Genomic DNA, 26552 nt, shown 5'->3' on the forward strand with positions numbered 1-26552 from the left:
TCGGCCACCAGGTCACGGCACGGGCGGAGCGCCCTGTTTCGGTCACAATCGAATGAGGTCCCCATCCATGCGACTCCGGAACCGGCTGGGCTGACATGCTCGCCTACATCGTCCGACGCATCCTGCAAGCCGTCCCCGTGCTCATCGGCACCACGTTCCTCATCTACTTCATGGTCTTCTCCATGCCGGGGAACCCGCTCCTGTCGCTCTTCGGCGACAAGACGCCGAGCCCCGCACTCCTCGCCCGCCTCGAGGAGCAGTACCACCTGAACGAGCCCTTCTTCGTCCAGTACCTGTACTACCTGGGAGGCGTCGTCCGCGGCGACTTCGGCATCTCGTTCTCCGGCCAGTCCGTCAACGAGATCCTCGCCCGCACCTTCCCGGTCACCCTGACGCTCGCCATGATGGCGATCGTCATCGAGATCGTCGTCGCGCTGACCATCGGTCTCATCAGCGGTCTGCGCAAGGGCAGCTTCTTCGACGCGAGCGCGCTGGTCGTCAGCCTCCTGCTCGTGTCGGTGCCGATCTTCGTGCTCTGCTTCATCGCGCAGTCCTTCTTCGCGATCCAGCTGGGATGGTTCCCTCCGACCGTCGGAGCCGACGCGTCGTTCCAGAGGCTGCTGCTGCCCGCGATCGTGCTCGCCCTCTTCGTGGTCGCCTCGGCCATCCGCCTCACGCGCGGCTCGGTCATCGAGACGGCCGGCTCGGACTTCGTCCGCACCGCGTACAGCAAGGGGCTCTCGCGACGCCGCGTCATCCCCGTGCACGTCCTGCGCAACTCGCTCATCCCGGTCACGACGCAGTTCGGAGCCGACTTCGGCCTCCTGATCGTCGGCGCGACCGTGACCGAGGGCATCTTCAACGTTCCCGGAGTCGGGAACACGCTCTATCAGGCGATCATCCGAGGTGAGCGGCCGACCGTCGTCTCCTTCGTCACGGTCATGGTGCTGTTCTACCTCGTGGTGAACATCCTCGTCGACCTGCTCTACGCCGTACTCGACCCGAGGATCCGCTATGCCAAATGAGTCCACCGGCGGCGCGCAGAAGGCCCGCCGCATCGACCACTTCGTGGCCCCGCTCGAGGAGACGCCGATCGCGTCGGTCGACGCCGTCAGCCTCGACGAGAAGCCCAGCAACCTCTGGACCGACGCGTGGCGCGACCTGCGCAAGCGGCCCATGTTCTGGATCTCGGGCGTCCTGATCCTCGTCATCATCGCCGTCGCGCTGTTCCCGGGCCTGTTCACCTCGGTGGACCCCCGCCAGTGCGCGCTCTCGTTCAGCAACCAGGGCCCCGGCGACGGCAGTCTGCTCGGCTACACCAAGCAGGGGTGCGACGTCTTCTCGCGGATCATCCACGGCACGTCCACGTCGCTGACCGTCGGCCTCATCGTGATCGTGATCACGACGGTCTCCGGCGTCATTGGCGGCGCTCTGGCCGGCTTCTTCGGCGGCTGGGTCGACACCGTGATCATGCGCCTCGGCGACATCTTCTTCTCGATCCCCTACATCCTCGCCGCGGTCGTCATCATGTCCGTCTTCTCGGCCTACCGGAACGTGTTCGTCATCGCCCTGGCGATCGGCGCGTTCGCCTGGCCGACGACGGCGCGCGTCCTGCGCTCCGAGGTCCTCCGCGTGAAGCAGGCCGACTTCGTCGGCGCCGCCACCGCGACCGGCCTCTCCCGCATGGCGATCCTGTTCCGGCACGTGCTGCCGAACTCGATCGCTCCCGTCATCGTCGTCACGACGATCTCGCTCGGCGCGGCCATCACCGCGGAGGCGACGCTGTCGTTCCTCGGCGTCGGCCTGCCCGGCTCGGTCATGTCGTGGGGCAACGACATCAGCCAGGCCCAGCGCGATCTGCGCACCAACCCGCAGACGCTGATCTACCCGTCGATCGCCCTGACGGTCACGGTGCTGAGCTTCATCCTCCTCGGCGAATCGCTCCGCGACGCGCTCGACCCGAAGGCGAGGGCCCTCCGATGACCGCCACGACACCGAACGCACCGCACGGGCCGCTGCTCGAGGTCACCGACCTCGAGGTCGGCTTCCAGACCGGCAGCGGACTGGTCCCCGCCCTCCGCGGCGTGAGCCTCACGATCGAGCACGGCCAGACCGTCGCGATCGTGGGGGAGTCGGGCTCCGGCAAGTCGACGACCGCCGCCGCGATCATCGGCCTGCTCCCCGGCACCGGCCAGGTCACCGCCGGCTCCGTGCTGTTCGACGGCAAGGACCTCGCGAAGGCGACGAGGACCGAGCTCGAGGACATCCGCGGCCGCCGGATCGGCTACGTCCCGCAGGACCCGATGTCGAACCTGAACCCCGTCTGGTCGGTCGGCTTCCAGGTCGAGGAGACCATCAAGGCCAACGGCCTCGCGACCGGTCGCAAGGAGGTGCGCGCCAAGGCGATCGAGGTCCTGCAGAACGCGGGCCTCGCCGACGCGGAGAAGCGCCTCAAGCAGTTCCCGCACCAGTTCTCGGGCGGCATGCGCCAGCGCGTGCTGATCGGCATCGGCCTGGCCGCGGCTCCCCAGCTGCTGATCGCCGACGAGCCCACCTCGGCGCTCGACGTCACAGTCCAGCGCCGGATCCTCGACCACCTCGAGACGCTGACGAAGACCGACGGCACCGCGCTGCTCTTCATCACGCACGACCTGGGCCTCGCCGCCGAGCGCGCCGAGAAGCTCATCGTCATGTACAAGGGCCGCATCGTCGAGTCCGGCGCCTCGGTGGAGGTGCTGCAGAACCCGCAGCACCCCTACACGCAGCGCCTGATCGCGGCGGCGCCCAGCCTCGCGTCGCGCCGCATCCAGTCGACGGCCGGCCGGGCCGTGGAGTCGGTCTCCGGCGAGTCGGAGGCCGTGCGCGAGGTCGACCTGGTCGGCGCGGGCGCCGCGCACCACGCCGGCGCGGTCGCCTCGGGCGCCCCGATGATCGAGGTCGACGGCCTCACGAAGGTCTTCAAGATCCGCCGCGGCGGCCTGAAGGCCGAGGACTTCACCGCCGTCGACAACGTGTCGTTCTCGATCCCGAAGGGCACCACCACGGCGCTCGTGGGCGAGTCCGGATCGGGCAAGTCGACGATCGCCCGCCTGGTGCTGGGCCTCGAGACGGCGACGTCCGGAGCGATCTCGATCGCCGGTCGCCGGACCGAGAAGCTCAAGGGCCGCGACATGCTGGCGCTCCGGCGCTCCATGCAGCCGGTGTTCCAGGACCCGTACGGCTCGCTCGACCCGCTGCACAACATCGGCAACACCATCTCGGAGCCGCTGCGAGTGCACAAGGTCGGCGACCGGACGTCGCAGCGCGAGCGCGTCCTCGAGCTGCTCGACCAGGTGTCCCTCCCGCGCGTGATCGCGAGCCGGTACCCGAACGAGCTCTCCGGCGGCCAGCGCCAGCGCGTGGCGATCGCCCGCGCGCTCGCGCTGAAGCCGGAGATCGTGGTGCTCGACGAGGCCGTGTCGGCTCTGGACGTCCTCGTCCAGGCGCAGATCCTCCGCCTCCTCGCCGACCTGCAGGCCGAGCTCGGGCTGACCTACCTGTTCATCACGCACGACCTGGCGGTGGTCCGCGTGATCGCCGACGACGTCTGCGTGATGCAGAAGGGCAGGATCGTCGAGCACGCCCCGACGGACACCGTGTTCGACTCGCCGCAGCAGGAGTACACCCGCGAGCTGCTCGACGCCATCCCCGGCGCCGGCATCGAGTTCGCGGTCTGACCGACCGTCACCAGGGCCCCGGCCCCGCCTGGAGCGCTCCTCGGAGCCCTCCAGAGCGGGGATCCGGGGCCCTTCGCCGTGCGGACGCCTCGCTGCGGTACGATGGATGGTCCCCCTTTTGCACGAGAACACGAGACGAGTCCGTATCCATGGCAAGTGCCACCCGCTCCGACCTGCGCAACGTCGCGATCGTCGCCCACGTCGACCATGGCAAGACCACGCTGGTCGACGCCATGCTCAAGCAGACGAACTCCTTCGACGCGCACGCCCACGTGGACGAGCGCGCGATGGACTCCAACGAGCTCGAGCGCGAGAAGGGCATCACGATCCTCGCGAAGAACACCGCTGTCTCGTACAGCGGCAAGCACGCGAGCGACGGTCCCATCACCATCAACGTCATCGACACCCCGGGCCACGCCGACTTCGGCGGCGAGGTCGAGCGCGGCCTGTCGATGGTCGACGGCGTCTGCCTCCTCGTCGACGCGTCCGAGGGCCCGCTGCCCCAGACCCGCTTCGTGCTGCGCAAGGCGCTCGAGGCGAAGCTCCCCGTCATCCTCCTGGTCAACAAGACCGACCGCCCCGACGCGCGCATCGACGAGGTCGTCGCCGAGAGCCAGGACCTGCTCCTCGGCCTCGCCTCCGACATGGCCGACGACGTGCCGGACCTCGACCTCGACGCGATCCTCGACGTCCCCGTGGTCTACGCCTCCGGCAAGGCCGGCCGCGCCTCGGCGAACAAGCCCGAGGACGGCACGCTGCCGGACGCCGAGGACCTGGAGCCGCTGTTCGAGGCGATCCTCAAGCACATCCCCGCGCCGACCTACGACGACGACGCGCCCCTCCAGGCCCACGTCACCAACCTCGACGCGTCGCCGTTCCTCGGCCGCCTCGCCCTCCTCCGCGTCTTCAACGGCACGATCAAGAAGGGGCAGACGGTCGCCTGGGTCCACCACGACGGCACCCACACCAACGCGCGCATCACCGAGCTGCTGATCACCAAGGCGCTCGACCGCTACCCGGCCGAGTCCGCGGGCCCCGGCGACATCGTCGCGATCGCGGGCTTCCCCGAGATCACCATCGGCGAGACCATCGCCGACCCCGAGGACATCCGCCCGCTGCCGGCCATCACGGTCGACGACCCGGCGATCTCGATGACGATCGGCACCAACACCTCGCCGCTGGTCGGCAAGGTGAAGGGCCACAAGCTCACGGCGCGCATGGTCAAGGACCGCCTCGACCGCGAGCTCATCGGAAACGTGTCGCTCAAGATCGTCGACATCGGACGCCCCGACTCGTGGGAGGTCCAGGGCCGCGGCGAGCTCGCGCTGGCCATCCTCGTCGAGCAGATGCGCCGCGAGGGCTACGAGCTGACCGTCGGCAAGCCCCAGGTGGTCACCCGCCAGGTCGACGGCAAGACGCACGAGCCCTTCGAGCACCTCACGATCGACGCCCCGGAGGAGTACCTCGGTGCGATCACGCAGCTCCTCGCCGCCCGCAAGGGCCGCATGGACGGCATGTCGAACCACGGCACCGGCTGGGTCCGCATGGAGTTCATCGTTCCGTCGCGCGGCCTGATCGGCTTCCGCACCGAGTTCCTCACCACCACGCGCGGCACCGGCATCGCGAACGCGATCCTGCACGGCTACGAGCCGTGGGCCGGCGCGATCGTCACCCGCAACAACGGGTCGATCGTCGCGGACCGCAACGGCGTCGTGACCCCGTTCGCCATCATCGCGCTCCAGGAGCGGATGACCTTCTTCGTGAACCCCACCGAGGAGGTCTACGAGGGCATGGTGATCGGCGAGAACTCGCGCAACGACGACATGGACGTGAACATCACCAAGGAGAAGAAGCTGACCAACATGCGTCAGTCCACCTCCGACACCTTCGAGTCGATGACGCCGTCGCGTCAGCTGACGCTCGAGGAGTGCCTCGAGTTCGCCCGCGAGGACGAGTGCGTCGAGGTCACCCCCGAGGTCGTCCGCATCCGCAAGGTGGAGCTCGATGCGAACGCCCGCGCGCGCATGACGAGCCGCCTCAAGAAGCAGGGCTGAGCCCCGGGCGCCTCGGCGCCCGCCCACGACGAGACCGGCCGGAGCGATGCTCCGGCCGGTCTCGTCGTCTCCGCCCGGTGCTGCAGCGTGCAGCGCCGATCCCGTCCCTCGCGGTCCGGATCAGCCCGCCGGACTCGGAGAGGGAGAGGGGGTCGAGGACTCCGCCTCGAGCGTCGAGGTGACGAAGGAGACGAACGCCGCCGCGTCGTCCGGCTTCCCCGTGTACTGCTCGCCGTTCACCAGCACGGTGGGCGTCGACTCGAGCTTCGGCAGCGAGGAGTTAGCGAGGGGGAGCGAGGTGGCCCGCTCGGTCGCGGCCTTCACCCAGGGCCGGAACTCGCCCGCGGTCATGCAGGCGAGGACGTCGTCGTCGGTGACGCCCGCTCCGGTCACCAGCGCCCGCAGAGCGTCGTCGTCGAGGCCCGTCGTCCCCTCCGCCGGCTGCTGCGCGAAGAGCGCCGCGTTCACGGCGAGGAAGCGGTCCGGATCCTCGTCGGCGACGCACGCCGCGGCGTTCGCGGCCCGACTGGAGTACTCGGAGCCGGCCGAGGAGGAGTCGAGGATCGCCACCGGGTGGATCTCGAGCGTGATCGCCTCCTTCGTCAGCCACGACTGCAGCTGCTCGGCGTTCGCCTTCTCGAACTGCCCGCAGTACGGGCAGAGGTAGTCGACGTAGAGGTCGACGGCGACGACTCCGCCCGCCCGTGTGGCGCTCTCGTCGGTCGGGACGGGGGAGGCTCCCGGAGCGAGTGCCGCGGTCGTCGTCGCCGTCACGGCCGAGCCGTCGCCCGCGAGGACGATGCCGTCGCTGAGCATGTTCGCCGGGCCGGCGCTCGCGACCTCCTGCTGCGACCAGACGTTCCAGCAGACCAGGGCCACGACCGCGAGGAGCCCGACGACCGCTCCGCCCTGCCCGAGCAGCCGGTTCCGGCGCCGCCGGCGCCTCTCGGCTTCGCGGCGCTCCCGCGCCTGCGCTCGGGCGAGCTCCTGGCGCTCGCGCTTGGTCAGGCCGCTTCTCGCACTGTTCCCGGACATCGCCGACGACGCTACGGGCGCAGGCTTCGGCGCGCCGTGGAGTGCGCCCGCCGGATCCTGGGACGGAGTGCGGGTCCTCTCAGGGATCAGGCGAAGAGGCCGGAGCCGAGGAAATCGGTCTCGTCGCGGGCACCGGGCGGCACCGCGAACACGGCCGAGCCGACGTGCTTCACGTACTCGTTCAGCGCGTCGGTCGCGAGGTTCCGCTGCACGGTGACGAACTGCTCCGGGGAGCGCTGGAACGAGAGGAAGAACAGCCCCGCGTTCAGGCGTCCGAGCTCGTCGTTGCCGTCGACGAAGTTGTAGCCGCGGCGCAGGAGCCGCACTCCGTTGTTCACGCTCGGGTGCGCGAGGCGCACGTGCGACTCCTGATCGATCAGCGGGGCACCGGTGGCGCCGGCCGCTGCGAAGTCCGGCTCGGTGGACTCCGTGCCGCCCGAGAGCGGGGCTCCGGACCCCTTGCTGCGGCCGATGACCCGCTCCTGCTCGCCCAGCTGGCTGCGGTCCCACGTCTCGATGATCATCCGGATCTTCCGCGCGACCAGGTAGCTGCCGCCGACCATCCACGCGGGGCCGTCGGAGGACGGGACCCAGACGTGCTCCTCTACGGCGTCGGCCTCCTCGGACTTCACGTTCGCCGTGCCGTCCTTGAAGCCGAAGAGGTTGCGCGGAGTCGCCTGGGCGGTGGACGTCGAGGAGGTGCGGCCGAAGCCGAGCTGCGACCAGCGGAGCGAGGCCCGGCCGAACGCGATCCGGCTCAGGTTGCGGATGGCGTGCACGGCGACCTGCGGATCGTCGGCGCAGGCCTGGATGCAGAGGTCGCCGCCGCCGGCCGACGGGACGAGCGCGTCGCCGCGGAAGCGGGGCAGGGCCTGCAGCTGCGGAGGCCGGCGGTCGGCGAGGCCGAAGCGGTCGGCGCCGGACTCGTCCGTGAAGAGGGTCGGTCCGAAGCCGACCGTGACGGTGAGGGACGCGGCGTCGAGCCCGAGCGCCTCCCCGGTGTCCTCCGGGGGAGCCGTGTCCGGCCCGTCCACCGCGCCGGTCTCGCCGACCTCGAGGCCCTGGGTCATCCGCGAGGCGGCGAGCGTCCAGTCCTTCAGGAGCTCGACGAGGTCCTCGCGCGTGGTGCCCGCGGCGAGGTCGAACGCGGCGAAGTGCAGACGGTCCTGCGCGGCGGTGGTGATGCCCGCCTGGTTCGCGCCGAAGAACGGCACGGTGCGCGTGGCGGAGGAGGCCGTCGCGCTGGCGGACGACGTGACGGCCACCGTGCCGCCCACTCCGGCGGCCAGCCCGGCCGTCCCCGCCGAGACGAGGCCGAGAAGCCCGCGCCGCGAGAGGCGGCGGGGCTCGTCGGCGGGCTGCTCGGAATCCGTCGGCCGGGCTCCCTCGTGCTGCTCGGCGCCCACTACGCGGCCGGCTCCTCGACGCCCAGCACCGTGTGGGTCAGCTGCGAGAGCGGCTCGGAGAGAGCGTTGACCGCGTCCGAGAGCTCCTTCTTCTGCTCCGCGGTGACGGTGGAGTACGCGGCGAAGCCGGAGTCGATCGAGCCGTACTGCGCGAGCAGAGCGTCGAGCTCGGAGAACCGCTGCGTGATCCGTCCGGTGAGGTCGGCGCCCTCGTCGCCGCTGGCGGTCGCGATCGGCTCGACGTTGCCGAACGCCACCTCCGCGCCCTGGACGTTCGCGGCGAAGTCGGTGAGGTCGGTGCTCGACCACCAGTCCTCCTCGCCCGTGATCTTGCCGGCCGCGACCTCGTCGAGCAGGCCGATGGCGCCGTTGGAGATGTCGCCCACCGAGACGGTGAAGCCGGGCGCGTTCACGAGGTCGGCCAGGCTCTGCACGTCGTCGACGAGGCCCTGGCCGAACTGCGCGCGCTGCTCGGGGGTGGAGGGCGCCCAGTCGAGGAGCGCGCTCGTGCCGTCGGAGTTGAGCGCACCCTCCGCGGGGGCCCACAGGTCCTTCTCGATGCGGTGGAAGCCGGTCCAGTCCAGGCCCTCGGCGACGGCGTCGACCTCGCGGTAGTCGATGCGCGGGTCGAGGTCGCCGAACGCCTCCGCGGTCGGCTCGATCCGCTCGTAGAAGACGCGGGTCGACGCGAAGAGGCCGCGCGCCTTCTCGTCGTCGCCGGCCTCGTAGGCCTGCGTGAACTCGGCGACCGCGGGGAGCAGCTCGCCCGCCTGCGACTTCACGTACGCCACGTAGTTGGTGACCGCCGCCTCCGTCGCCGCCTTCTCGTCCGCCGACTGAGCGGTGGCCTCACCGGTCACGGTGAACTCGCTCAGCCCGACCGGGGCGCCGACCTGCTGGAACTTGCAGGCGGTGTAGTAGGTGCCCGGCTCGAGCTGAGCGACGTAGGAGACGCTCTGGCCCGGGGTCACGTTCTCCTTCTCGCCCACGATCCGCAGCTTGTCCTCGGCCAGGATCTCGAACTCGTTGACGTCCGAGCCGCCGTTGGTCAGTGAGAACGTCACCGCTCCCGCCTCGGCGGTCGCCGTCGACACCTCGCAGGCGTCGTCCCTCATCGCGACGTCGAGCGCGACGGAGGAGGAGGACGCGGGGGTGTTCGGCACGCAGCCCGTGAGGATCAGCGCCAGGGCGCCGGCGCCGGCGAGGCCGAGGGTGACGCGGGGGAGGGTGGGACGAGCGCGCGAGGACATGCTTCTCCTGGATCGGGGCGAGTGCGCCGGCGGTGCCGGAGCGGGTCAGACGGAGGTGGGAGCGGGAGCGGCGACCGGGGCCGCGCTGCCCCGTCGCGGGCCGCGCAGGCGGACCTGGCGGACGAACAGGGCGCCGACGACGACGAGGTAGAGCAGCCAGGCGGCGAACTGCAGAGCGGTCGGCTCGGGCGTGTAGTTGAAGAGGCCGCCGACCACGGCGGTCACGGGCGGCGGGAGGATCGGGCCGAGCGAGAACAGCGGGGTGCCCCAGCCGGGCAGGAGCGACGCCTCCTGCAGGTCGCCGACGCCGTAGGAGAGGACGCCGGCCGCGACGAGGATGAGGAAGCCGCCCGTCCAGGTGAAGAAGCGCCCGAGGTCGATCCGGACGAAGCCCCGAAAGATCAGGTACGCGATGACGACCGAGCTGAGGATGCCCAGCATCGCGCCGACCGTGCCGACCCACGCGCTGGATCCCGACCCCGCAGTGCTCGAGGACACGCTCGCCCAGACGAAGAGCGCCGTCTCGATGCCCTCGCGGCCGACGCTGATGAAGCCGAGGACCACGATGCCGAGGGCCGACCCCGCAACGGCGCCGTCGAGCCGGGACTCGAGGTCGCCCTTCATGCTGCGGGCGTTCGCGCCCATCCAGAAGATCATCCAGGTGACCAGGCCGACCGCGAGGATCGAGAGGCCGCCGCCGATGAGCTCCTGAGCCTGGAACGACAGGGTCGAGGGGCCCCAGGTGAGGATCGCACCGGTGACGAGCGAGATCGCGATCGCGGCGGCGATGCCGGTCCAGAGCCGCGGCAGCACGTCGCGCCGGCCGAGCTTGGTCAGGTAGGCCACGAGGATGCCGACCACGAGGCCGGCTTCGAGGCCTTCGCGGAGGCCGATGAGGTAGTTTGCGAGCACGCGTGTTCTCTTGGTCGATGGTGGACGAGGAGGGGGCGACTCCCGCCCCGAGTCGATCCGGTCGGCGGGGCTCCGTTGTTCGGTAAGCCTTGCCTAACCCGGGTCGACTGTAGTCCGCTGCCCGGTCGCTGTCCAGAAGCGCCCGCAGCGGAGGCCGCGCAGGACGAGAGGCGGAGAGTGGACGCGGGCCGGGACGCAGCAGCGGAGCGGGTGGTGGCGGTGCACGCCCACCCCGACGACGAGACGATCACCATGGGCGGGACCCTGGCGCAGCTGGTGGCGCAGGGCGCCTCCGTCACCGTCGTCACCGCCACGCGGGGCGAGTGCGGCGAGGTCATCCCCGAGGACCTCGCTCCGCTCGAGGGCTCGGCCGAGCTGGCCGCGCACCGGACGACCGAGCTCGTCGTCGCCCTGACGGCCCTCGGCGTCGCCGACCACCGCTTCCTCGGCGAGGCGGGTGCCCGCGCACCCGGCCTCGCTCCGCGCGTCTACCGGGACTCCGGCATGCAGTGGGGGCCCGGCCGCGTCCCGGTGCCGCTCGAGCCGGTGCATCCCGCGTCCTTCACCGCCGCGCCCGAGGACGAGGAGGTGGCCGATCTCGTCGCCGTCCTCCGGCAGGTCGACGCGGGCGTCGTGCTGTCCTACGACGCGGGCGGCGGCTACGGCCACCCGGACCACGTCCGCACCGCCCGGGTCGCCGAGCGCGCCGCCGAGCTGCTGGGCCTGCGCTTCCTCGCCGTCCTCCCCGACGCGGCCCCGCCCCTCCCCGGGGACGTCGTGATCGAGCTGTCCGCCGAGGACCACGCCCGCAAGCGCGCGGCCCTCGAGGCGCACGCGACGCAGCTGGTGGTCGAGGGTGACGAGGCCCGCCTCTCGAGCGGTCCGCCGTTCCCCATCGGCCGCATCGAGCGCTTCCGCCCGGTCGCGCAGGCGGGGCGTCCGGCGCCGCTGCCGGAGGAGCGTCCGACGCTGGGATCGCGCGTGCTGTCGGGCGTCGCCGGAGTCCTGGTCGGCGCGGTGGTCGGAGCGATCACGACCGTCGCCCATCAGAGCACCGTGTCGGTCGGCGGTGTCGTCCTCCCGGTCGGCCTCGCCGCCTCCCTCGCCGGCGTGCTGCTGCTCCTGCTCGGGCTGCGCCTCGTGCTCATCGACCGGTTCGTCGCGTTCTGCACCGCGATGGGCCTGCTCGGGATGATCGGGCTGCTCGCCCTGCGCAGCACCGGCGGATCCGTCCTCGTCCCGGCGAACGGCCTCGGCGTGGCCTGGACCTTCCTCCCCGCCCTCATCGCCCTCGTCGTGATCGCCTGGCCGCGGCTGCGGGCGGCCGCTCCCGCCGCCGCCCCGCGGCCCGCGGACGCCGACGCCCCGTCGGCCCCCGTACGATAGACACACTGTTCGAAGGGACCTGGAGCACCGTGACCTACGTGATCGCACTTCCGTGCGTCGATGTCAAAGACCGCGCCTGCATCGACGAGTGCCCGGTCGACTGCATCTACGAAGGCGAGCGCTCGCTCTACATCCACCCGGACGAGTGCGTGGACTGCGGTGCCTGCGAGCCGGTCTGCCCCGTCGAGGCGATCTACTACGAGGACGACCTCCCCGAGGAGTGGTCCGACTACTACAAGGCCAACGTCGAGTTCTTCGACGAGATCGGCTCCCCGGGTGGAGCCGCCAAGGTCGGCGTGATCGCGAAGGACCACCCGGTCATCGCGGCGCTGCCTCCGCAGAGCCACTGAGGCCGCTCCCGTGGCCCTCGGCGCGCTGCCCGACTACCCCTGGGACCTGATGGCGCCCTTCGCCCGCACGGCGGCGGAGCACCCCGGCGGGATCGTCGACCTGTCGATCGGCTCGCCGGTGGACCCGACGCCCGCCCCGATCGGCGACGCGCTCGCCCGCGCGACGGACTCGCACGCGTACCCCACGACTGTGGGCACCCCCGCTCTGCGCGAGGCGATCGCCGCCTGGTACGCGCGGCGGCGCGGAGTCGAGGGCCTCGGGATCGACGAGGTCCTGCCGACGATCGGCTCCAAGGAGCTCGTCGCCTGGCTGCCCTTCCTCCTCGGACTCGGGGAGGGGGACGTGGTCGTGCATCCGCGCGCCGCCTACCCGACGTACGCGATGGGCGCGGCGATCGCCGGCGCCGAGGCGCTCGCCTCCGACGACCCGGCCGAATGGCCCGCGACGACCCGCCTGGTCTGGCTCAACTCTCCCGGCAACCCCGATGGCGCCGTGCTCGACGTGCCCGCCCTGCAGCGCGCCGTCGCGCGTGCCCGTGAGCTGGGGGCCGTGATCTCGGGGGACGAGTGCTACGCCGAGCTCGGCTGGGACGGCCGCTGGGCCGACGAGCCGATCCCGAGCGTCCTCGACCCGCGCGTGGTGGGCGAGGACCGCACCGGGGTCCTCGGCGTCTACTCGCTGAGCAAGCAGTCGAACCTCGCCGGCTACCGCGCCGCCTTCGTCGCCGGGGACGCGGCCCTGATCGCGCGCCTGGTGACCGTCCGCAAGCACGCGGGCATGATCGTGCCCGGTCCGCTGCAGGAGGCGATGATCGTCGCCCTCGCCGACGACGAGCACGTCGCCGCGCAGAAGGAGCGCTACCGCTCCCGCCGCGACCGCCTCCGGCCCGCCCTCGAGTCCGCGGGCTTCCGGATCGACCGCAGCGAGGCCGGCCTCTACCTGTGGGCGACCGAGGGCCGCGCGGCCTGGGAGTCCATCGACCGGCTCGCCCGCCTCGGCGTCCTCGCGGGCCCCGGCGTCTTCTACGGGGAGGGCTTCCCCGAGCACGTGCGCCTCTCGCTGACGGCCTCCGACGAGCGGATCGACGCGGCCGTCGAGCGCCTGTCCGGCGGCCTCTGAGGCGCTCGACCCGGCCGATCCTGGCGGGTTCCGACAAGGCCCCGGCCCCAGCGCTGGGCGATGTCACAGTGCCCCCGCTTTGCCCATAGGCTGTATGTGGTTCGGTCGACGTCGCCTCGCGAGGCCCCGGCTGCACCACGATCCAGACCCGGCGCCGCCCGCTCCGCGCGAGCGCTTCCGGGGTGCGACCGCGACGACCTGGGAGGCGTTGTGACCGAATCCGGCACGCAGAGCGACGGAACCGCGACGGTGGGCTCCACGGAGCCCGCGACCGGGAGCGCCACGACGCCGCCTCCCGCGCCGGCGGAGCAGGAGCTCCCCGAGAAGGTCACGCTCACCTTCGGCGACCGCACCGCGGACTTCCCGGTCCTGCGCAGCGTCGACGGCTCCTCGAGCATCGACTTCTCGACCCTGTCGAAGCAGACCGGCTTCATGTCGCTCGACTACGGCTTCGTGAACACGGCGGCGACCAAGTCGCAGATCACCTACATCGACGGCGACCAGGGGATCCTCCGCTACCGCGGCTACCCGATCGAGGAGGTGGCCACCAACGCGACCTACCTCGAGGTGGCCTGGCTCCTCATCTACGGCGAGCTGCCGACGGCCGACGAGCTCGCGGGCTTCGACGAGCGCATCCGCCGCCACACGCTCCTCCACGAGGACCTCAAGCGCTTCTTCGACGCGCTCCCGCACAGCGCGCACCCCATGTCGGTGCTCTCGGCCGGGGTCTCGGCCCTGTCGACGTACTACGAGGACAGCTCCAACCCGAAGGATCCGGAGGCGGTGGAGCTCACCACGATCCGCCTCCTGGCGAAGCTGCCCGTGATGGCGGCGTACGCCCACAAGAAGGCGATCGGCCAGGCGTTCCTCTACCCGGACAACTCGCTGAGCTTCGTCGACAACTTCCTCCGCCTCAACTTCGGCACGATGGCCGAGCAGTACCAGGTCGACCCGGTGCTCTCGAAGGCGCTCGACCGCCTCCTGATCCTCCACGAGGACCACGAGCAGAACGCGTCGACGTCGACCGTCCGCCTCGTCGGCTCCACCGAGGCGAACCTCTACGCCTCCGTCTCGGCCGGCATCAACGCCCTGTTCGGCCCTCTGCACGGCGGAGCGAACGAGGCGGTGCTCACCATGCTCGGCCGGATCCGCGAGTCGGGCGAGAGCGTGTCGACGTTCGTCGAGCGGGTGAAGAACAAGGAGGAGGGCGTGCGCCTGATGGGCTTCGGCCACCGGGTGTACAAGAACTACGACCCGCGCGCGAAGCTGGTCAAGGAGAGCGCCTCCGAGGTCCTGCAGGCCCTCGGCGTGAAGGACCCGCTGCTCGACATCGCGATGGAGCTCGAGGCCCTCGCTCTCGAGGACGACTACTTCAAGGAGCGGCGTCTCTACCCGAACGTCGACTTCTACACGGGCGTCATCTACAAGGCGATGGGCTTCCCGACCCGGATGTTCACCGTGCTCTTCGCGATCGGCCGCCTGCCCGGCTGGATCGCCCACTGGCGCGAGATGAACACCGACAAGCAGACCAAGATCGGCCGCCCGCAGCAGCTCTACATGGGCTCGCCCGAGCGCCACTGGCCGACCGACCGCTGACCGGTCCCCGAGAGCCCGTCCCCGCCGGGGGCGGGCTCTCGCTGTGCGGCGCACCCGCCTCTCATCAGCCGTCCGAGGCTCGCACCTCTTCTCCGAGGCGGGACGCAGAGCGGTGTGGTCGCCGCGGACTCGATCAGCACGGTTCGTCCCGGGGTGCCGCCTGCTGGGCCCGGCGGCGCGGGACGCCCGTCCTCAGGCGTGCAGGGCGGCGTTCAGCTCGATGCCGGCGCCGGTGCGGGGGAGGACCTCGACAGCTCCGGTGAGTGAGTTGCGGCGGAAGAGCAGGTTCGGCACGCCCGAGAGCTGCACGGCCTTCACGGTCTGCGGGGCGCCGTCGGCGCGCGGCGCTCCGCCGACCACGACGACCTTGGTGCCGGCGGTCACGTAGAGGCCGGCCTCGACGACGGTGTCGTCGCCGAGGGAGATGCCGATGCCCGAGTTCGCACCCAGCAGCGCCCGCGCGCCGATCGAGACGCGCTGCACTCCTCCGCCCGAGAGGGTGCCCATGATGGAGGCGCCGCCGCCGATGTCCGAGCCGTCGCCGACCACGACGCCCTGCGAGATGCGCCCCTCGACCATCGAGCTGCCGAGAGTCCCGGCGTTGAAGTTGACGAAGCCCTCGTGCATCACCGTCGTGCCGGGTGCCAGGTGCGCGCCGAGGCGGACGCGCGAGGTGTCTGCGATGCGCACCTTCGCGGGGGTGACGTAGTCGGTCAGCCGCGGGAACTTGTCGATGCCGGTGGCCTGGATGCCGTGGCGCCGGAGCGAGGGCCGCAGGCGGGTGAACGACTCCGGCGAGACCGGACCGGCGTTCGTCCACACCACGTTCGGCAGGTGGGCGAAGACGCCGTCGAGGTTCACCTCGTTCGGGCGGACCAGGAGGTGCGAGAGCAGGTGCAGCCGCAGGTAGGCGTCGGACGTGGAGGCGGGCGGCGCCTGCACGTCGATCTGCAGCGTGACCACGTCGATGCGGACCTCGCGGCGAGGATCCTCGCCGGCCTGCTCCTCGAACTCCGCCGGCACGATCCAGGGGTCGCGGCCGGCCGGGATGGTGCCGAGGCGCGGCTCCGGGAACCAGGTGTCGAGGACGGTGCCGTCGACGGCCACGGTGGCGAGCCCGTAGCCCCAGGCGGAGGCGGGCGCGGAGGAGTCTGCGGAGTGCTCGAGGGTCATGCCGATCAGGGTAGCGCGGAGCGTCCGGCCGCTACCCTGGGGCGCATGGCCGATCCGACCACCGCCCCTCCGCTCGATCTGCGCACCGATCCGGTCGCTCTGACGCGGATCCTCTGCGACATCCCGTCCGTCTCGGGCGACGAGCTCGAGATCGCGGACGCGGTGCAGTGGGCGCTCGAGCAGTACGACCACCTCGAGGTCATCCGCGACGGCCACACCGTCGTGGCGCGGACGAACCTCGGCCTCGCCCAGCGCGTCGTGATCGCCGGGCACCTCGACACGGTGCCGGTCAACGGCAACCTGCCCGTCGTCGCCGAGACGATCGACGGCGTCGAGCACCTGGTCGGCCGCGGGACCGTCGACATGAAGGCCGGAGTGGCGGTGCAGCTCGTCCTCGCCGCCGAGCTCTCCGATCCGGCCGTCGACATCACCTGGATGTGGTACGACAACGAGGAGGTCGCAGCGGACCTCAACGGCCTCGGCCGTCTCTCCCGGCACCGCCCCGACCTCTTCTCCGCCGACTTCGCCGTGCTCGGCGAGCCGACGAGCGGAGCAGTGGAGGGCGGCTGCAACGGGACGCTCCGGGTCGACGTGGTCACCCGCGGCGTCCGCGCCCACTCCGCCCGCAGCTGGGTCGGCGAGAACGCGATCCACGCGGCGGCGCCGATCCTCGACCGCCTCGCCGCCTACGTGCCGCGCGAGGTCGAGGTCGAGGGCCTCGTGTACCGCGAGGGCGTCAACGCCGTGCGCGTCACCGGCGGGGTCGCGGGCAACGTGATCCCGGACCTCTGCACGGTGCAGGTCAACTACCGCTTCGCCCCCGACCGGTCCGGGGAGGAGGCGCTCGCCCACCTCGAGGAGCTCTTCGAGGGGTTCGAGGTGACGGTGGACGATCTGGCCGAGGGCGCCCGCCCGGGGCTGGACGCACCTCTGGCCCAGGCCTTCCTCGCGGCCGTCGGAGCCGAGGCGAAGCCCAAGTACGGCTGGACCGACGTCGCGCGGTTCTCCGCCATGGGCATCCCGGCTGTCAACTACGGACCGGGCGACCCGCTCCGGGCCCACGCCGACGACGAGCGCGTGGCGGTGCGCGAGATCACCGAGTGCGCCGAGGGCCTCCGCCGCTGGCTGACCGCGTCCTCGTGAGCGCGAGCGCCACGGCCGTCCCCGTCCGACTCCGCCTCCGCCTGCGCCTGGTCCCGTGGTGGGCGCGGGTCCTCCTGGTGTACATCGCGACCCGCGTGGTCACGACGGTGATCCTGTTGCAGTTCGCCGCGCACCAGCTCGCGAACCCGTGGACCGGACCCTCCCCGTCCTACTCGGCCTTCGCGTCGATGTGGGACGGCCGCTGGTACGAGATCATCGCGGCCACCGGGTACCCCGGCTTCCTGCCGATCACGCAGGACGGCCATGTGGGGGAGAACGCCTGGGCCTTCATGCCGCTCTACCCGGGCGTCGTGAAGGCGCTGATGGCGCTCACCGGCCTCACCTGGGCTCCGGCCGCCGTGACCGTCTCCGTCCTGTGCGGAGCCGGAGCCTGCCTCGTCCTGTACCGCCTCTTCCGGCACTCCCTCGGCGAGTCGCAGTCGCTGACGGCGGTGCTGCTGTTCTGCGTGGCGCCGACCTCGCCGCTGATGCAGCTCGCCTACGCGGAGTCGATGGCGATGCTGCTGACCGCGGTCACGCTCCTCCTCCTGGTGCGGCGGCGCTGGCTCGCGGTCGTGCCCGTCGTGCTGCTGCTGGGCCTGACGCGGCCGAGCGGGCTCGCCTTCGCCGCCGCGCTCGGCCTGTACGTCGTCTACCGGTTCGTCCGGCGCCGCACGGAGCCGTTCCCGCGGTCGGAGTGGCTGCCGGCCGTGGGCCTGACGGCGTGGGGGCTCGTGGTCGGCTTCCTCTGGCCCGCCGTGGCGTGGGCCGTCACCGGGTCGATGACCGCGTACACCGACACCGAGCTGGCGTGGCGTGCGGTCTACATCGGCTACCAGGAGCTGCTCCCGCTGACCCCGTGGTTCCAGGGCGGCGCCTGGTGGGGCTCGTGGTGGTTCGGTGCTCCGGCCGTCGGCGTCGTGCTGGTGGTGCTCCTGCTGGCGGCGTTCGTCGGGATCCTCGCCGCACCGTGGACACGGCGGCTCGATCTCTTCAGCCGGGCCTGGGTCGCCGGGTACGGCGTCTACCTGCTGGCGTTCTTCTTCCCGCAGTCGAGCACCTTCCGGCTGCTGGGCCCGATGTTCCCGCTCGTCGGAGCGCTGGCGGTGCCGCGCTCGCCGGTCTTCCGCGTCGCGCTGGTCCTGCTCGGGATCGGCGGCCAGATCGTCTGGATCTCGATCTGCTGGGCCGTCGCCGGATCGGACTGGACTCCGCCGTGATCGTGCCGCGCGCCCGCCCGGCGCGGTGCTCCTCCGGGGACTCCCGACTCCCGCACGGGTATGCTCGTCGGAATGTCTCCCCTCACGCCAGCCGGTGAGCCGCGACACGCGTCGCCCCTCCTCCGGCCGACCCGCCGGCGAGCCGCGGCGACACCCGCCCGCTCCCCGCTGACGACCGCCTCCGCCTCCTCGACGGACCGCGGGCCTCTCGCGTGAGCGCCACCGCGATCGCGCCGGAGACGGAGGACGCCTCTCCGTCCCGCTCCCGCTGGGGTCTGCTCCGGAGGATCCCGTGGTGGATCCAGGTGCTCCTGGTCTTCGCCGTGTCCCGCGTCGTCACGACCGTGATCATGCTCCGTGTCGGCGCCGTGCGTCAGGGCGTCGAGTGGACGGGACTCCGCGACACCTACGTCCGATTCGCGACGACGTGGGACGGCGGCTGGTACGAGCGGATCGGGATGACGGGGTACCCGTCGGTCCTGCCGCTCTCGCCGTCCGGAGCCGTGGAGCAGAACCCCTGGGCGTTCATGCCCGTCTACCCGTTCACCGTCCGCGGCCTGATGAACATCACCGGGCTCGACTGGGCGAACGCGGCGGTGCTCGTCGCCCTGGTCTGCAGTGCAGCGGCGTGCCTGGTGATCTACCGGCTGTTCCGCGTCTCGCTCAGCGAGGGCCAGGCGCTGATGGGGATCGTCTTCTTCTGCGTCGCTCCGACGTCCCCGATCCTGCAGATCGGCTACGCGGAGTCCGGCGGCATCCTCCTGACGGCCGTGCTGCTCCTGCTGCTGGTGCGCCGGAAGTGGATCTGGACGTTCCCCGTCGTGCTGGTCGTGGGGCTCCTGCGCCCGAGCGGTCTCGCGATCGCGGCGATGACGGGCCTCTACTTCCTCTACCGCGTCTGGCGGCACGTGCGCGGCACCGAGCCGTTCGCCCGCCGGGAGTTCGCCTTCACGGTCTCCCTCACGGTCTGGTCCCTCGCGGTGGGGTTCGCCTGGCTGCTCATCGCCTGGGCCGTGACCGGCTCCTTCACCGCGTACACCGACACCGAGCTCGCCTGGCGCAGCGTCTTCATCGGCGAGGGCGAGCTCATCCCCTTCACCTCCTGGTTCGCCGGCGGGGGCTGGTGGGGAGGCCTCTGGTTCGGCTCGCCGATCACGGGCATGGGCATCACCGTCGTGGTGGTGCTCGGATTCCTGGCGATCCTGTTCTCGCGGGCCACGCGCAGCCTCGACGTCTTCTCGCGGCTCTGGGTCGGCGGCTACGCGATCTACCTCTTCGCGTTCTTCTACCCGCAGTCGAGCACGTTCCGCATCCTGATGCCGATGTTCCCGCTGGCCGGGGCGCTCGCGGTGCCGCGGTCGACCCTCCTGAGGGTGTTCGTGGTGACCGCATCGATCGTCGGGCAGATCGTCTGGGTGCTGCTGTGCTGGGTGTTCACCCCGGGCGACTGGTCCCCGCCGTGATCGGCTGACGCCCGACTTCCGGGCGCGGTTCGGAACACCCCCGCGGATGCACGATAATAGGGGGATACGTCACGAAAGGGGAACTCTATGGCGGCCATGAAGCCGAGGACCGGAGACGGACCGATGGAGGCTGTTAAGGAGGGCCGACTCATCGTCGTGCGCGTTCCGCTCGAAGGAGGCGGACGCCTCGTCGTCTCGGTCAACGATGCAGAGGCGAAAGAGCTGCACGACGCGCTCGCGTCGGTGGTGTCTCCCGCCTGATCCGCACCGTCGTGAACGCCCGTCGCACACCGTGCGGCGGGCGTTCCGTCTTTCCTCGGTCGGCCGCGCTCGTCAGGCGCGGCGCTTGTTGGCCTGCAGCAGGCCGTCGCCGATCGGCGAGAGCACGCTGACCACGGCGGGGGAGGCGCAGACCTCGGCCACCAGCGTGCGGAACGCCGTCGCGATCTCGTCGCGCTGCGCGGGGTTGGCCACGCGTCCGCGCCAGAGCGCGTGGGGGACGAGGACCGTCCCGCCCGGACGGACGAGCCGCAGCGCGTGCTCGACGTTCTCGATGACCTGCAGCGGATCGCCGTCGACGAAGACGATGTCGTAGGAGTTCTCGTTCATCCGGGGCAGCACCTCGAGGGCGCGGCCCGGGATGAGCCGCAGCCGGTTGGGCGAGATGCCCGCCTCGTGGAACTGGGCGCGCGCGTGCTGCTGGTGCACGGCCTCGGAGTCGATCGAGGTGAGCATCGCCTCGGGGGCGCCGTCGAGCAGCCACAGGCCGCTCACTCCGGTGCCGGTGCCGATCTCGATGATGGAGGTCGCGCGCGCCGCGGCGGCGACCAGCGCGGCCTGCGCTCCGATCGAGGGGGAGACGGCGTCGATGCCCAGCTCGACCGAGAGCCGGCGGGCCGAGGCGATGGCCTCCGACTCGACGACCGCGTCCTCGGCGTACTTCCAGTTGGCATCCTTGTCGGACACGGGGGCGCTCCTCTGATCGGTGCACCGAGCGGATCGCGCCCGGGCATCGTCAGGGTACGGTGGCGCGCGGGCTCCGCGAGGGAGGCGCGGCGGGTTAGTGTTGTCCTCGTGTTCGGTCTGACGTTCGACAAGCTCCTCATCATCGGGGTCATCGCTGTCTTCGTGCTGGGTCCCGACCGCCTCCCGCACTACGCCGCCCAGCTCGGGCAGCTCGTGCGCAAGGTGCGCGGATTCGCCACGCAGGCCCGGGAGCGCGTCAAGGACGAGATGGGCGACGAGTTCAACGACGTCGACTGGAAGAAGCTCGACCCGCGCCAGTACGATCCCCGCCGCATCATCCGCGACGCCCTGCTCGAGGACGATCCGGCCCCCACCGTGAAGCCGCCCACCGCTGTCGCCGCTCCGGTCGTGCCGGGCGGCACCGGCTCCGCGCAGGACAGCTACTACACGACGATGCAGCGCTCCGTCTCGTCCGGCACGCTCTCGAGCGTCGCGCCGCCGCCGATCGACTCCGAGGCCACCTGAGCCCTGCTCCGCGAGGAGCGTCGGGCGGGCGTCTCGACCGACGCCGCCCGCACGAAGCCGCGCGGAGGCGTCAGCCGACGGCGAGCGGAAGACGACGGCCGGTCAGTCCCCGCGGCCGCGCGGCGAGCGTCGCCGCCAGGGCGTCGATCGCCCGGGCGGCAGGATCCTCCGGATCGCCGACGACGACGGGCACGCCCTCGTCGCCCCCCGCCCGCAGCGCGACGGAGATCGGCAGCGACGCGAGTAGCGGCACCTCGTCGCCCGTCGCAGTGAGCCGACGCGCGACCTCGGCCCCGCCTCCGCTGCCGAAGAGCTCCAGCACCGAGCCGTCGGGCTGCGGAAGCCCCGACATGTTCTCGACCACTCCGACGATGCGCTGGCCCGATTGGCGGGCGAGCGCGCCGCTGCGCTCGGCCACGTCGGCGGCCGCCGGCTGCGGGGTGGTGACGATGAGGACCTCCGCATGCGGGAGCAGCTGCCCGATGGAGATCGCCACATCCCCCGTGCCGGGAGGCAGGTCGAGCAGGAGCACGTCGAGGTCGCCGAAGTACACGTCGGTGAGGAACTGGGAGATCGTGCGGTGCAGCATGGGTCCGCGCCAGGAGACGGCCGCCCCCCGGGTGTCGCCCTCGAGGAACATCCCGATCGAGATGACCTTCACGCCGTGCGCCACCGGCGGCAGCATCAGTTCGCCGACGCGGGTGGGCCCCGCGACGCGCCCGTCGTGCATCAGGCCGAGCAGGCCGGGGATGGAGAAGCCGTGCACGTCGGCGTCCACGAGGCCGACCGCGAGACCCCGCTGAGCGAGGGCGACCGCGAGGTTGGCGGTGACGGTCGACTTGCCGACGCCGCCCTTGCCGCTGGTGACCGCGTACACGCGGGTGAGCGAGTCCGGGCCGAAGGGCATGCTCCGGCGGCCGCCCTGGAGGCGTTCGGTGAGGGCGGTGCGCTGCGCCGGCGTCATGACTCCGACCACGACGTCGACCGCCGTGACTCCGGGAGCCGAGGCCGCGGCCTCGCGCACGTCGCGCTCGATCGCGGAGGCGGCCGGGCAGCCGACGATGGTCAGCCGGATCGCGACGCGGACCGCTCCGTCGACGGCCGCCTCGACCGACTCGAGCATGTCGAGCTCGGTGATGGACTTCCGGATCTCCGGATCGACGACCCGGGCCAGCGCCGTCCTGACGGCGGTCTCGATGGCGGCGACGTCAGGCATCGCGCCGCTCGGGCTCCTGCGCCCGATCCTTCTCGAGCTCCTCGAGCAGGCCGCGCAGCTCCGAGCGGATGAAGTCCTTGCTCGCCATGTCGCGGATCGCCAGGCGCAGGGCCACGACCTCGCGCGCGAGGTACTCGGTGTCCGCGAGGTTGCGCTCGGCCCGCTGCCGGTCCTGCTCGATCTGCACGCGGTCGCGGTCGTCCTGTCGGTTCTGCGCGAGCAGCAGGAGCGGCGCGGCGTAGGAGGCCTGCAGCGAGAGGATCAGCGTCAGCACCGTGAAGCCGAGGGCCTGAGAGTCGAAGCGAGCGTCCGCGGGCCCGTAGGTGTTGAACATCAGCCAGAAGACGCAGAAGATCGTCATCCCGACCAGGAACCACGGCGTGCCCATGCCGCGGGCGAACGACTCGGTCAGGCGGCCGAAGCGGTCGCTGCTCGGGCGGTTCCGCCGCGAGAGGACGCGGGTGCGCAAGCCCTTGGGAGCGTCCAGGCGCCGGTCCTGCTTGGTGTCCCTAGCCACGCGCGCCCCTCCGTCCCCGTCGTGTCCTGCCTGTCGCCGCGGGTGCCGGCGGCACGAGCGGGACGCCCTGCGTCGCCGTCGTCACCGGCCTCCTCGGTTCGTCGTCGTCGCCGTGGCTGCGCCAGTCGTCGGGGAGGAGGTAGTCGAGGACGTCGTCGATGGTCACGACGCCGACGAGGCGGTGGGACGCGTCGACGACGGGCACCGAGACGAGGTTGTAGCTGGCCAGGATCCGGGCGACCTCGGCCGCCGAGGTCTCGGGCGTGATCGGGTCCATGCTCTGGTCGAGCAGGGTGCCGAGGCGCTCGTGCGGCGGGTAGCGGAGCATCCGCTGGAAGTGCACCATGCCGAGGAAGCGGCCGGTCGGCGGCTCGTAGGGCGGCAGTGTGACGCAGACGGCGGCGCCGAGGGCCGGGGCGAGCTCGTGGCGGCGGATGAGGGCGAGACCCTCGGCGACGGTCGCCTCGGAGGAGACGATGATCGGCTCCGTGGTCATCAGACCGCCGGCGGACTCCGGGGCGTAGGTGAGGAGCATGCGGACGTCGTCGGCCTCCTCCGGCTCCATCAGCTCCAGGAGCGCCTCGCCGCGCTCCTCCGAGAGCTGGGCGATCAGGTCGGCCGCGTCGTCCGGCTGCATCTGGTCGAGGACGTCGGCTGCGCGGTCGTCGTCGAGCCGGCCGAGGATCTCGACCTGCTCGCTCTCGGGCATCTCCTCGAGCACGTCCGCGAGGCGGTCGTCCGAGAGCTCGCCGGCGACCTCGAGCATCCGCTGCTGCGGCAGGTCGAGGAGCGTGCTGGCGAGGTCGGCGGGCTTGAGCTCGGAGAGGCTGGCGACGTACTGCTCGGCGGACTGCGCCTCGGTCGAGACGCTCTCGCGGACCTCGCGCCAGCCGGCGAAGGCGGTCGCGCCCTTGGCGAAGGGGGAGGGGCTGGTCTTGGGCCGGCGGACGAAGAGCTGCGCGAGCTCCCACTCGCCGGGAGCGGCTTCCTCGATCGCGACGTCCTCGACGACCGCGTCACCGGAGCCGTCCACGAAGCTCACCCGGCGGCCGAGGAGCTCGGCGATGACGCGGACCTCGCCGCCCCGCTGCTCGAAGCGGCGCACGTTGATCAGCCCGGTGGTGATGATCTGGCCGCTGCCGATGCTGGTGACCCGGCCGATCGACACGAAGACCCGACGGCGCCCGGGGATCTCGACCACCAGGCCGACCACCCGCGGGGCGTCGTTCTGCCGGTAGACCAGGAGCACGTCGCGGACCTTGCCGACGCGATCGCCGGCCGGGTCGAAGACACTGCATCCGGCCAAGCGCGCGACGAAGACTCTGGCGGAACTCACGGCTACAAACCTAGTCCCGTGCAGCCGGGCGGACGCCGAGCGTTCCCGGCTCGCCCTCGGCCGGTTCTCCGAATCCGTTCAGAGACCTTCAAGTGGCCTGTGCGATTCTGTCCGGGTGACTCAGCAGACGCCGTTCAGCGGCCGAGGGCCGGCCTTCCCCACGATCCCGCGCGGGGAGATCCTCGCCACGTTCGACACGTACCAGGAGGCGCAGGCCGCCGTCGACGTGCTCGCCCGCGCCGACTTCCCGGTGCGCCAGCTCGCCATCATCGGCAACGAGCTCAAGAGCGTCGAGCGGGTGACCGGCAAGCTCACCTGGGGCCGCGTCGCCCTCGCCGGAGCGGCCTCCGGCGCCTGGCTCGGTGTCTTCCTGGGCCTCCTGCTCATCATCTTCTCGCCGACGACGGAGTTCTCCTTCCTCATCGCGGCGGTCCTCCTCGGCGCCGGCTTCGGGATGCTCTTCGGGCTCGCCTCCTACGCCGTGAACCGCCGCCGTCGCGACTTCACCTCGACCATGCAGGTGATCGCGACAAGCTACTCCGTGCTCGTGGACCCCGAGGTGGTCAACCGCGCGCGCAACCTGCTCGACGGCGGCACCTCCCCGGCGGAGGCGCCGCAGACGGCCTGGGCTCCGCCGCCCGCCGCGGTCGGCGACCCGCAGCCGCAGCCCGTCCGCCCCGAGGACGACCCGCGCTGACGATCATCCACGAAGGCCCCCGGTCCGCCGGGGGCCTTCGTCATTCCGGGGGCGGGGCGGCTCAGGCGGAGCCGACGGGCGGGAGGACGATGTCGACCGCGAGACCCCGGGGGGAGCGGTTGACCAGGGCGACCGTCCCGCCGGCCGAGAGCACGGTGGTGTGCACCAGGGCCAGCCCCAGACCGCTGCCGCCGGAGGCGAGGGTCCGGGAGTCGTCCGGGCGGGAGAAGCGGTCGAAGGCGACCGGGATGAAGGCGTCGGGCATCCCCGGTCCGTCGTCCGAGACGCTGAGCATCAGGCGCCCGTCCGACTGCGAGAGGGAGGCGACGATCATGCCGCCGCCGTTCATCGCCTGGATCGCGTTCCTCACGAGGTTGTCGATCACCCGGCCGAAGTCCTGGGACGCGACCGCGTAGAGCCGCGCGGGCTCGCGCTCGTCGATCTCGTAGTCGATCTCCACCCCCGACTCCGAGGCGAGCAGGCGGGTGCGGTCGACGGCGCCCACCAGCTCGTCGACGAGCTCGGCGAAGGGAGCGGTCGGGCGGACGGTGCGGCTCTCGATGCGCGAGATGTCGAGCAGGGCGGACGCGAGGCGCACGAGCCGGTCGACGCTCTTCTGCGCATCGAGGATGACCCGGTCGACCGCGACCGGATCGTCGACGCGGTGGTGGGCGATCTCGAGCTGCGCGGAGAGCGCGGCGAGGGGAGTGCGGAGCTCGTGGCTCGCATCCGACACCATCTGCTTCTCCCGGGCCAGCGACGCGGTCTGCTTGGTCAGGAACGCGTTCAGCGTCACCGCGAGCTCGTCGATCTCGTCGCGCGTGCCGACGACCGGGAGCTGGTCGCCCTGCCCGGGCTCGGCGGCGATCTGATCCGCGCGCGCCCGCATCCGGCGCACCGGGGCGAGGGCCGCGCCCGTCAGGATCCACGAGGCGAGCCCGAACGTGACGACGAGGAAGATCGCGGCGTAGACGAGCACGTGGGCGAAGTCGTCGAGGACGAGCTGCGACGCGGCCTGATCGCGGGCGGAGGCGACCTGCCAGACGCCGCGATCGCTCTCGATGGCCGTGAAGCGAACCAGGTAGCTGCCGTTCGCCGTCGTCACGTCGGCGTACCGGGGCGAGGTGTCGGCCGGCTCCTCCGCCAGAGCGCTGAGCACCTCGCCGCTCAGGCGCGAGGGCATGGTCGAGGTGCTGACGCTCCCGTCGGGCGCGAGAGCGAGGAACAGCTGGCCCGTCGACGAGCCCTGCGTGCGCGGGACGTTGCCCGCCGAGATGTCGCGGCGCACCTCGTCCTCGATCGACATCAGGATCGTCCGCTCGCTGCGGTCGACGATGCCGGTGACCACCTGGTAGAAGAGCAGCGCCGCGAGCGCGAAGAGGGCGGTCGCCACAGCGACCGTTCCCACGGTGATCCTCGCGCGGATCGAGAGCGCGCCGACCCGGCGGCGTGCCGTGCTCATCCGCGACAC

The 26552-nt window shown here is 71.6% G+C and carries 24 protein-coding genes; 14 read left to right on the forward strand and 10 right to left on the reverse strand.

Annotated elements, in window-relative coordinates; all coding sequences use genetic code 11:
- Window positions 1–95: 95 nt before the first annotated feature.
- The 4 genes from C5C56_RS03200 to typA all read left to right on the forward strand — a co-directional run bounded on the left by C5C56_RS03200 (window position 96) and on the right by typA (window position 5770).
- A complete protein-coding gene (locus C5C56_RS03200) occupies window positions 96–1025 on the forward strand; it encodes an ABC transporter permease (protein ID WP_104222975.1) in 930 nt (309 codons plus the stop codon).
- The gene (locus C5C56_RS03205; RefSeq protein ID WP_104222976.1) at window positions 1015–1983 is read left to right on the forward strand and encodes an ABC transporter permease; all 969 of its coding nucleotides are present in this window, start codon (window positions 1015–1017) and stop codon (window positions 1981–1983) included. The genes C5C56_RS03200 and C5C56_RS03205 overlap by 11 nt, the downstream gene beginning before the upstream one ends.
- On the forward strand, window positions 1980–3716 hold the full coding sequence (locus C5C56_RS03210; RefSeq protein ID WP_104260189.1) for an ABC transporter ATP-binding protein: 1737 nt from the start codon (window positions 1980–1982) through the stop codon (window positions 3714–3716). Before C5C56_RS03205 ends, C5C56_RS03210 begins: the two co-directional genes overlap by 4 nt.
- 149 nt (window positions 3717–3865) lie before the next feature.
- Window positions 3866–5770: a translational GTPase TypA gene (gene typA / locus C5C56_RS03215; RefSeq protein ID WP_104222978.1), complete on the forward strand. Its 1905-nt coding sequence runs from the start codon at window positions 3866–3868 to the stop codon at window positions 5768–5770.
- Between the two features lie 120 nt (window positions 5771–5890).
- On the opposite strand, the gene C5C56_RS03220 is transcribed toward typA, so the two are convergent.
- The 4 genes from C5C56_RS03220 to efeU all read right to left on the reverse strand — a co-directional run bounded on the left by C5C56_RS03220 (window position 5891) and on the right by efeU (window position 10373).
- A complete protein-coding gene (locus C5C56_RS03220; protein WP_104319099.1) occupies window positions 5891–6805 on the reverse strand; it encodes a thioredoxin domain-containing protein in 915 nt (304 codons plus the stop codon).
- A gap of 86 nt (window positions 6806–6891) precedes the next feature.
- Complete coding sequence (gene efeB, locus C5C56_RS03225; RefSeq protein ID WP_104319100.1) at window positions 6892–8211, reverse strand: iron uptake transporter deferrochelatase/peroxidase subunit; 1320 nt, start codon at window positions 8209–8211, stop codon at window positions 6892–6894.
- On the reverse strand, window positions 8211–9461 hold the full coding sequence (gene efeO / locus C5C56_RS03230) for an iron uptake system protein EfeO (RefSeq protein WP_104262479.1): 1251 nt from the start codon (window positions 9459–9461) through the stop codon (window positions 8211–8213). Before efeO ends, efeB begins: the two co-directional genes overlap by 1 nt.
- 45 nt (window positions 9462–9506) lie before the next feature.
- A complete protein-coding gene (efeU, locus tag C5C56_RS03235; RefSeq protein ID WP_104225548.1) occupies window positions 9507–10373 on the reverse strand; it encodes an iron uptake transporter permease EfeU in 867 nt (288 codons plus the stop codon).
- A 177-nt stretch (window positions 10374–10550) separates the two neighbouring features.
- On the opposite strand from efeU, the gene C5C56_RS03240 reads away from it, so the two are divergent.
- From C5C56_RS03240 to C5C56_RS03255, 4 genes are all read left to right on the forward strand, one after another.
- On the forward strand, window positions 10551–11759 hold the full coding sequence (locus C5C56_RS03240) for a PIG-L family deacetylase (protein WP_146086440.1): 1209 nt from the start codon (window positions 10551–10553) through the stop codon (window positions 11757–11759).
- A 29-nt stretch (window positions 11760–11788) separates the two neighbouring features.
- Window positions 11789–12109, forward strand: a complete 321-nt coding sequence (gene fdxA, locus C5C56_RS03245; protein ID WP_104222984.1) for a ferredoxin — start codon at window positions 11789–11791, stop codon at window positions 12107–12109.
- 10 nt (window positions 12110–12119) lie between these two features.
- Window positions 12120–13229: a succinyldiaminopimelate transaminase gene (gene dapC / locus C5C56_RS03250; protein WP_104319102.1), complete on the forward strand. Its 1110-nt coding sequence runs from the start codon at window positions 12120–12122 to the stop codon at window positions 13227–13229.
- A 210-nt stretch (window positions 13230–13439) separates the two neighbouring features.
- Window positions 13440–14825, forward strand: a complete 1386-nt coding sequence (locus C5C56_RS03255) for a citrate synthase (RefSeq protein WP_258059270.1) — start codon at window positions 13440–13442, stop codon at window positions 14823–14825.
- Between the two features lie 192 nt (window positions 14826–15017).
- On the opposite strand, the gene dapD is transcribed toward C5C56_RS03255, so the two are convergent.
- A complete protein-coding gene (gene dapD / locus C5C56_RS03260) occupies window positions 15018–15998 on the reverse strand; it encodes a 2,3,4,5-tetrahydropyridine-2,6-dicarboxylate N-succinyltransferase (RefSeq protein WP_104237554.1) in 981 nt (326 codons plus the stop codon).
- A 45-nt stretch (window positions 15999–16043) separates the two neighbouring features.
- Between dapD and dapE the strand changes: the two genes are divergently transcribed.
- The 4 genes from dapE to C5C56_RS03280 all read left to right on the forward strand — a co-directional run bounded on the left by dapE (window position 16044) and on the right by C5C56_RS03280 (window position 20085).
- On the forward strand, window positions 16044–17141 hold the full coding sequence (gene dapE, locus C5C56_RS03265; RefSeq protein WP_104225552.1) for a succinyl-diaminopimelate desuccinylase: 1098 nt from the start codon (window positions 16044–16046) through the stop codon (window positions 17139–17141).
- Window positions 17138–18361 (forward strand): hypothetical protein, encoded by a 1224-nt coding sequence (locus C5C56_RS03270; protein ID WP_258059271.1) that lies wholly within the window; start codon window positions 17138–17140, stop codon window positions 18359–18361. The genes dapE and C5C56_RS03270 overlap by 4 nt, the downstream gene beginning before the upstream one ends.
- Window positions 18362–18573: 212 nt before the next feature.
- Entirely contained in the window at window positions 18574–19824 is a 1251-nt protein-coding gene (locus tag C5C56_RS03275; RefSeq protein WP_104319103.1) for a hypothetical protein, read from the forward strand.
- 87 nt (window positions 19825–19911) lie between these two features.
- On the forward strand, window positions 19912–20085 hold the full coding sequence (locus tag C5C56_RS03280) for a DUF3117 domain-containing protein (protein ID WP_068208299.1): 174 nt from the start codon (window positions 19912–19914) through the stop codon (window positions 20083–20085).
- 72 nt (window positions 20086–20157) lie between these two features.
- Here the strand turns inward: C5C56_RS03280 and C5C56_RS03285 are convergent, their stop codons facing one another.
- Window positions 20158–20790: an O-methyltransferase gene (locus C5C56_RS03285; protein ID WP_104222989.1), complete on the reverse strand. Its 633-nt coding sequence runs from the start codon at window positions 20788–20790 to the stop codon at window positions 20158–20160.
- A 108-nt stretch (window positions 20791–20898) separates the two neighbouring features.
- Here C5C56_RS03285 and C5C56_RS03290 point away from each other — a divergent pair, with 108 nt between their 5' ends.
- Window positions 20899–21315 carry a twin-arginine translocase TatA/TatE family subunit gene (locus C5C56_RS03290; RefSeq protein ID WP_146076468.1) on the forward strand — a complete coding sequence of 139 codons (417 nt, stop codon included), beginning with the start codon at window positions 20899–20901 and terminating at the stop codon, window positions 21313–21315.
- A gap of 70 nt (window positions 21316–21385) precedes the next feature.
- On the opposite strand, the gene C5C56_RS03295 is transcribed toward C5C56_RS03290, so the two are convergent.
- Genes C5C56_RS03295 through C5C56_RS03305 form a run of 3 tightly spaced genes read right to left on the reverse strand, consistent with a single transcriptional unit; the run spans window position 21386 to window position 24384 of the window.
- The gene (locus tag C5C56_RS03295) at window positions 21386–22531 is read right to left on the reverse strand and encodes an Mrp/NBP35 family ATP-binding protein (RefSeq protein WP_104319104.1); all 1146 of its coding nucleotides are present in this window, start codon (window positions 22529–22531) and stop codon (window positions 21386–21388) included.
- A complete protein-coding gene (locus C5C56_RS03300; protein ID WP_104222991.1) occupies window positions 22524–23048 on the reverse strand; it encodes a DUF1003 domain-containing protein in 525 nt (174 codons plus the stop codon). Before C5C56_RS03300 ends, C5C56_RS03295 begins: the two co-directional genes overlap by 8 nt.
- On the reverse strand, window positions 23041–24384 hold the full coding sequence (locus tag C5C56_RS03305; protein WP_104319105.1) for a magnesium transporter MgtE N-terminal domain-containing protein: 1344 nt from the start codon (window positions 24382–24384) through the stop codon (window positions 23041–23043). The genes C5C56_RS03300 and C5C56_RS03305 overlap by 8 nt, the downstream gene beginning before the upstream one ends.
- Before the next feature lie 115 nt (window positions 24385–24499).
- Between C5C56_RS03305 and C5C56_RS03310 the strand changes: the two genes are divergently transcribed.
- Window positions 24500–25081, forward strand: coding sequence for a general stress protein (locus C5C56_RS03310; protein ID WP_258063423.1), 582 nt, complete (start codon window positions 24500–24502; stop codon window positions 25079–25081).
- A gap of 61 nt (window positions 25082–25142) precedes the next feature.
- On the opposite strand, the gene C5C56_RS03315 is transcribed toward C5C56_RS03310, so the two are convergent.
- The gene (locus C5C56_RS03315; protein ID WP_146076469.1) at window positions 25143–26543 is read right to left on the reverse strand and encodes a cell wall metabolism sensor histidine kinase WalK; all 1401 of its coding nucleotides are present in this window, start codon (window positions 26541–26543) and stop codon (window positions 25143–25145) included.
- Window positions 26544–26552 lie beyond the last annotated feature (9 nt).

The sequence above is a fragment of the Rathayibacter sp. AY1D1 genome (assembly GCF_002932635.1).
Classification (GTDB): domain Bacteria; phylum Actinomycetota; class Actinomycetes; order Actinomycetales; family Microbacteriaceae; genus Rathayibacter.

Coding starts and splice junctions, on each gene's coding strand:
- dapE (WP_104225552.1), top strand. CDS start 16,044: ATGGCCGATCCGACCACCGCCCCTCCGCTCGATCTGCGCACCGATCCG.
- dapD (WP_104237554.1), bottom strand. CDS start 15,998: ATGACCCTCGAGCACTCCGCAGACTCCTCCGCGCCCGCCTCCGCCTGG.
- C5C56_RS03280 (WP_068208299.1), top strand. CDS start 19,912: ATGGCGGCCATGAAGCCGAGGACCGGAGACGGACCGATGGAGGCTGTT.
- C5C56_RS03315 (WP_146076469.1), bottom strand. CDS start 26,543: ATGAGCACGGCACGCCGCCGGGTCGGCGCGCTCTCGATCCGCGCGAGG.
- C5C56_RS03205 (WP_104222976.1), top strand. CDS start 1,015: ATGCCAAATGAGTCCACCGGCGGCGCGCAGAAGGCCCGCCGCATCGAC.
- C5C56_RS03200 (WP_104222975.1), top strand. CDS start 96: ATGCTCGCCTACATCGTCCGACGCATCCTGCAAGCCGTCCCCGTGCTC.
- C5C56_RS03220 (WP_104319099.1), bottom strand. CDS start 6,805: ATGTCCGGGAACAGTGCGAGAAGCGGCCTGACCAAGCGCGAGCGCCAG.
- C5C56_RS03295 (WP_104319104.1), bottom strand. CDS start 22,531: ATGCCTGACGTCGCCGCCATCGAGACCGCCGTCAGGACGGCGCTGGCC.
- efeO (WP_104262479.1), bottom strand. CDS start 9,461: ATGTCCTCGCGCGCTCGTCCCACCCTCCCCCGCGTCACCCTCGGCCTC.
- typA (WP_104222978.1), top strand. CDS start 3,866: ATGGCAAGTGCCACCCGCTCCGACCTGCGCAACGTCGCGATCGTCGCC.
- C5C56_RS03210 (WP_104260189.1), top strand. CDS start 1,980: ATGACCGCCACGACACCGAACGCACCGCACGGGCCGCTGCTCGAGGTC.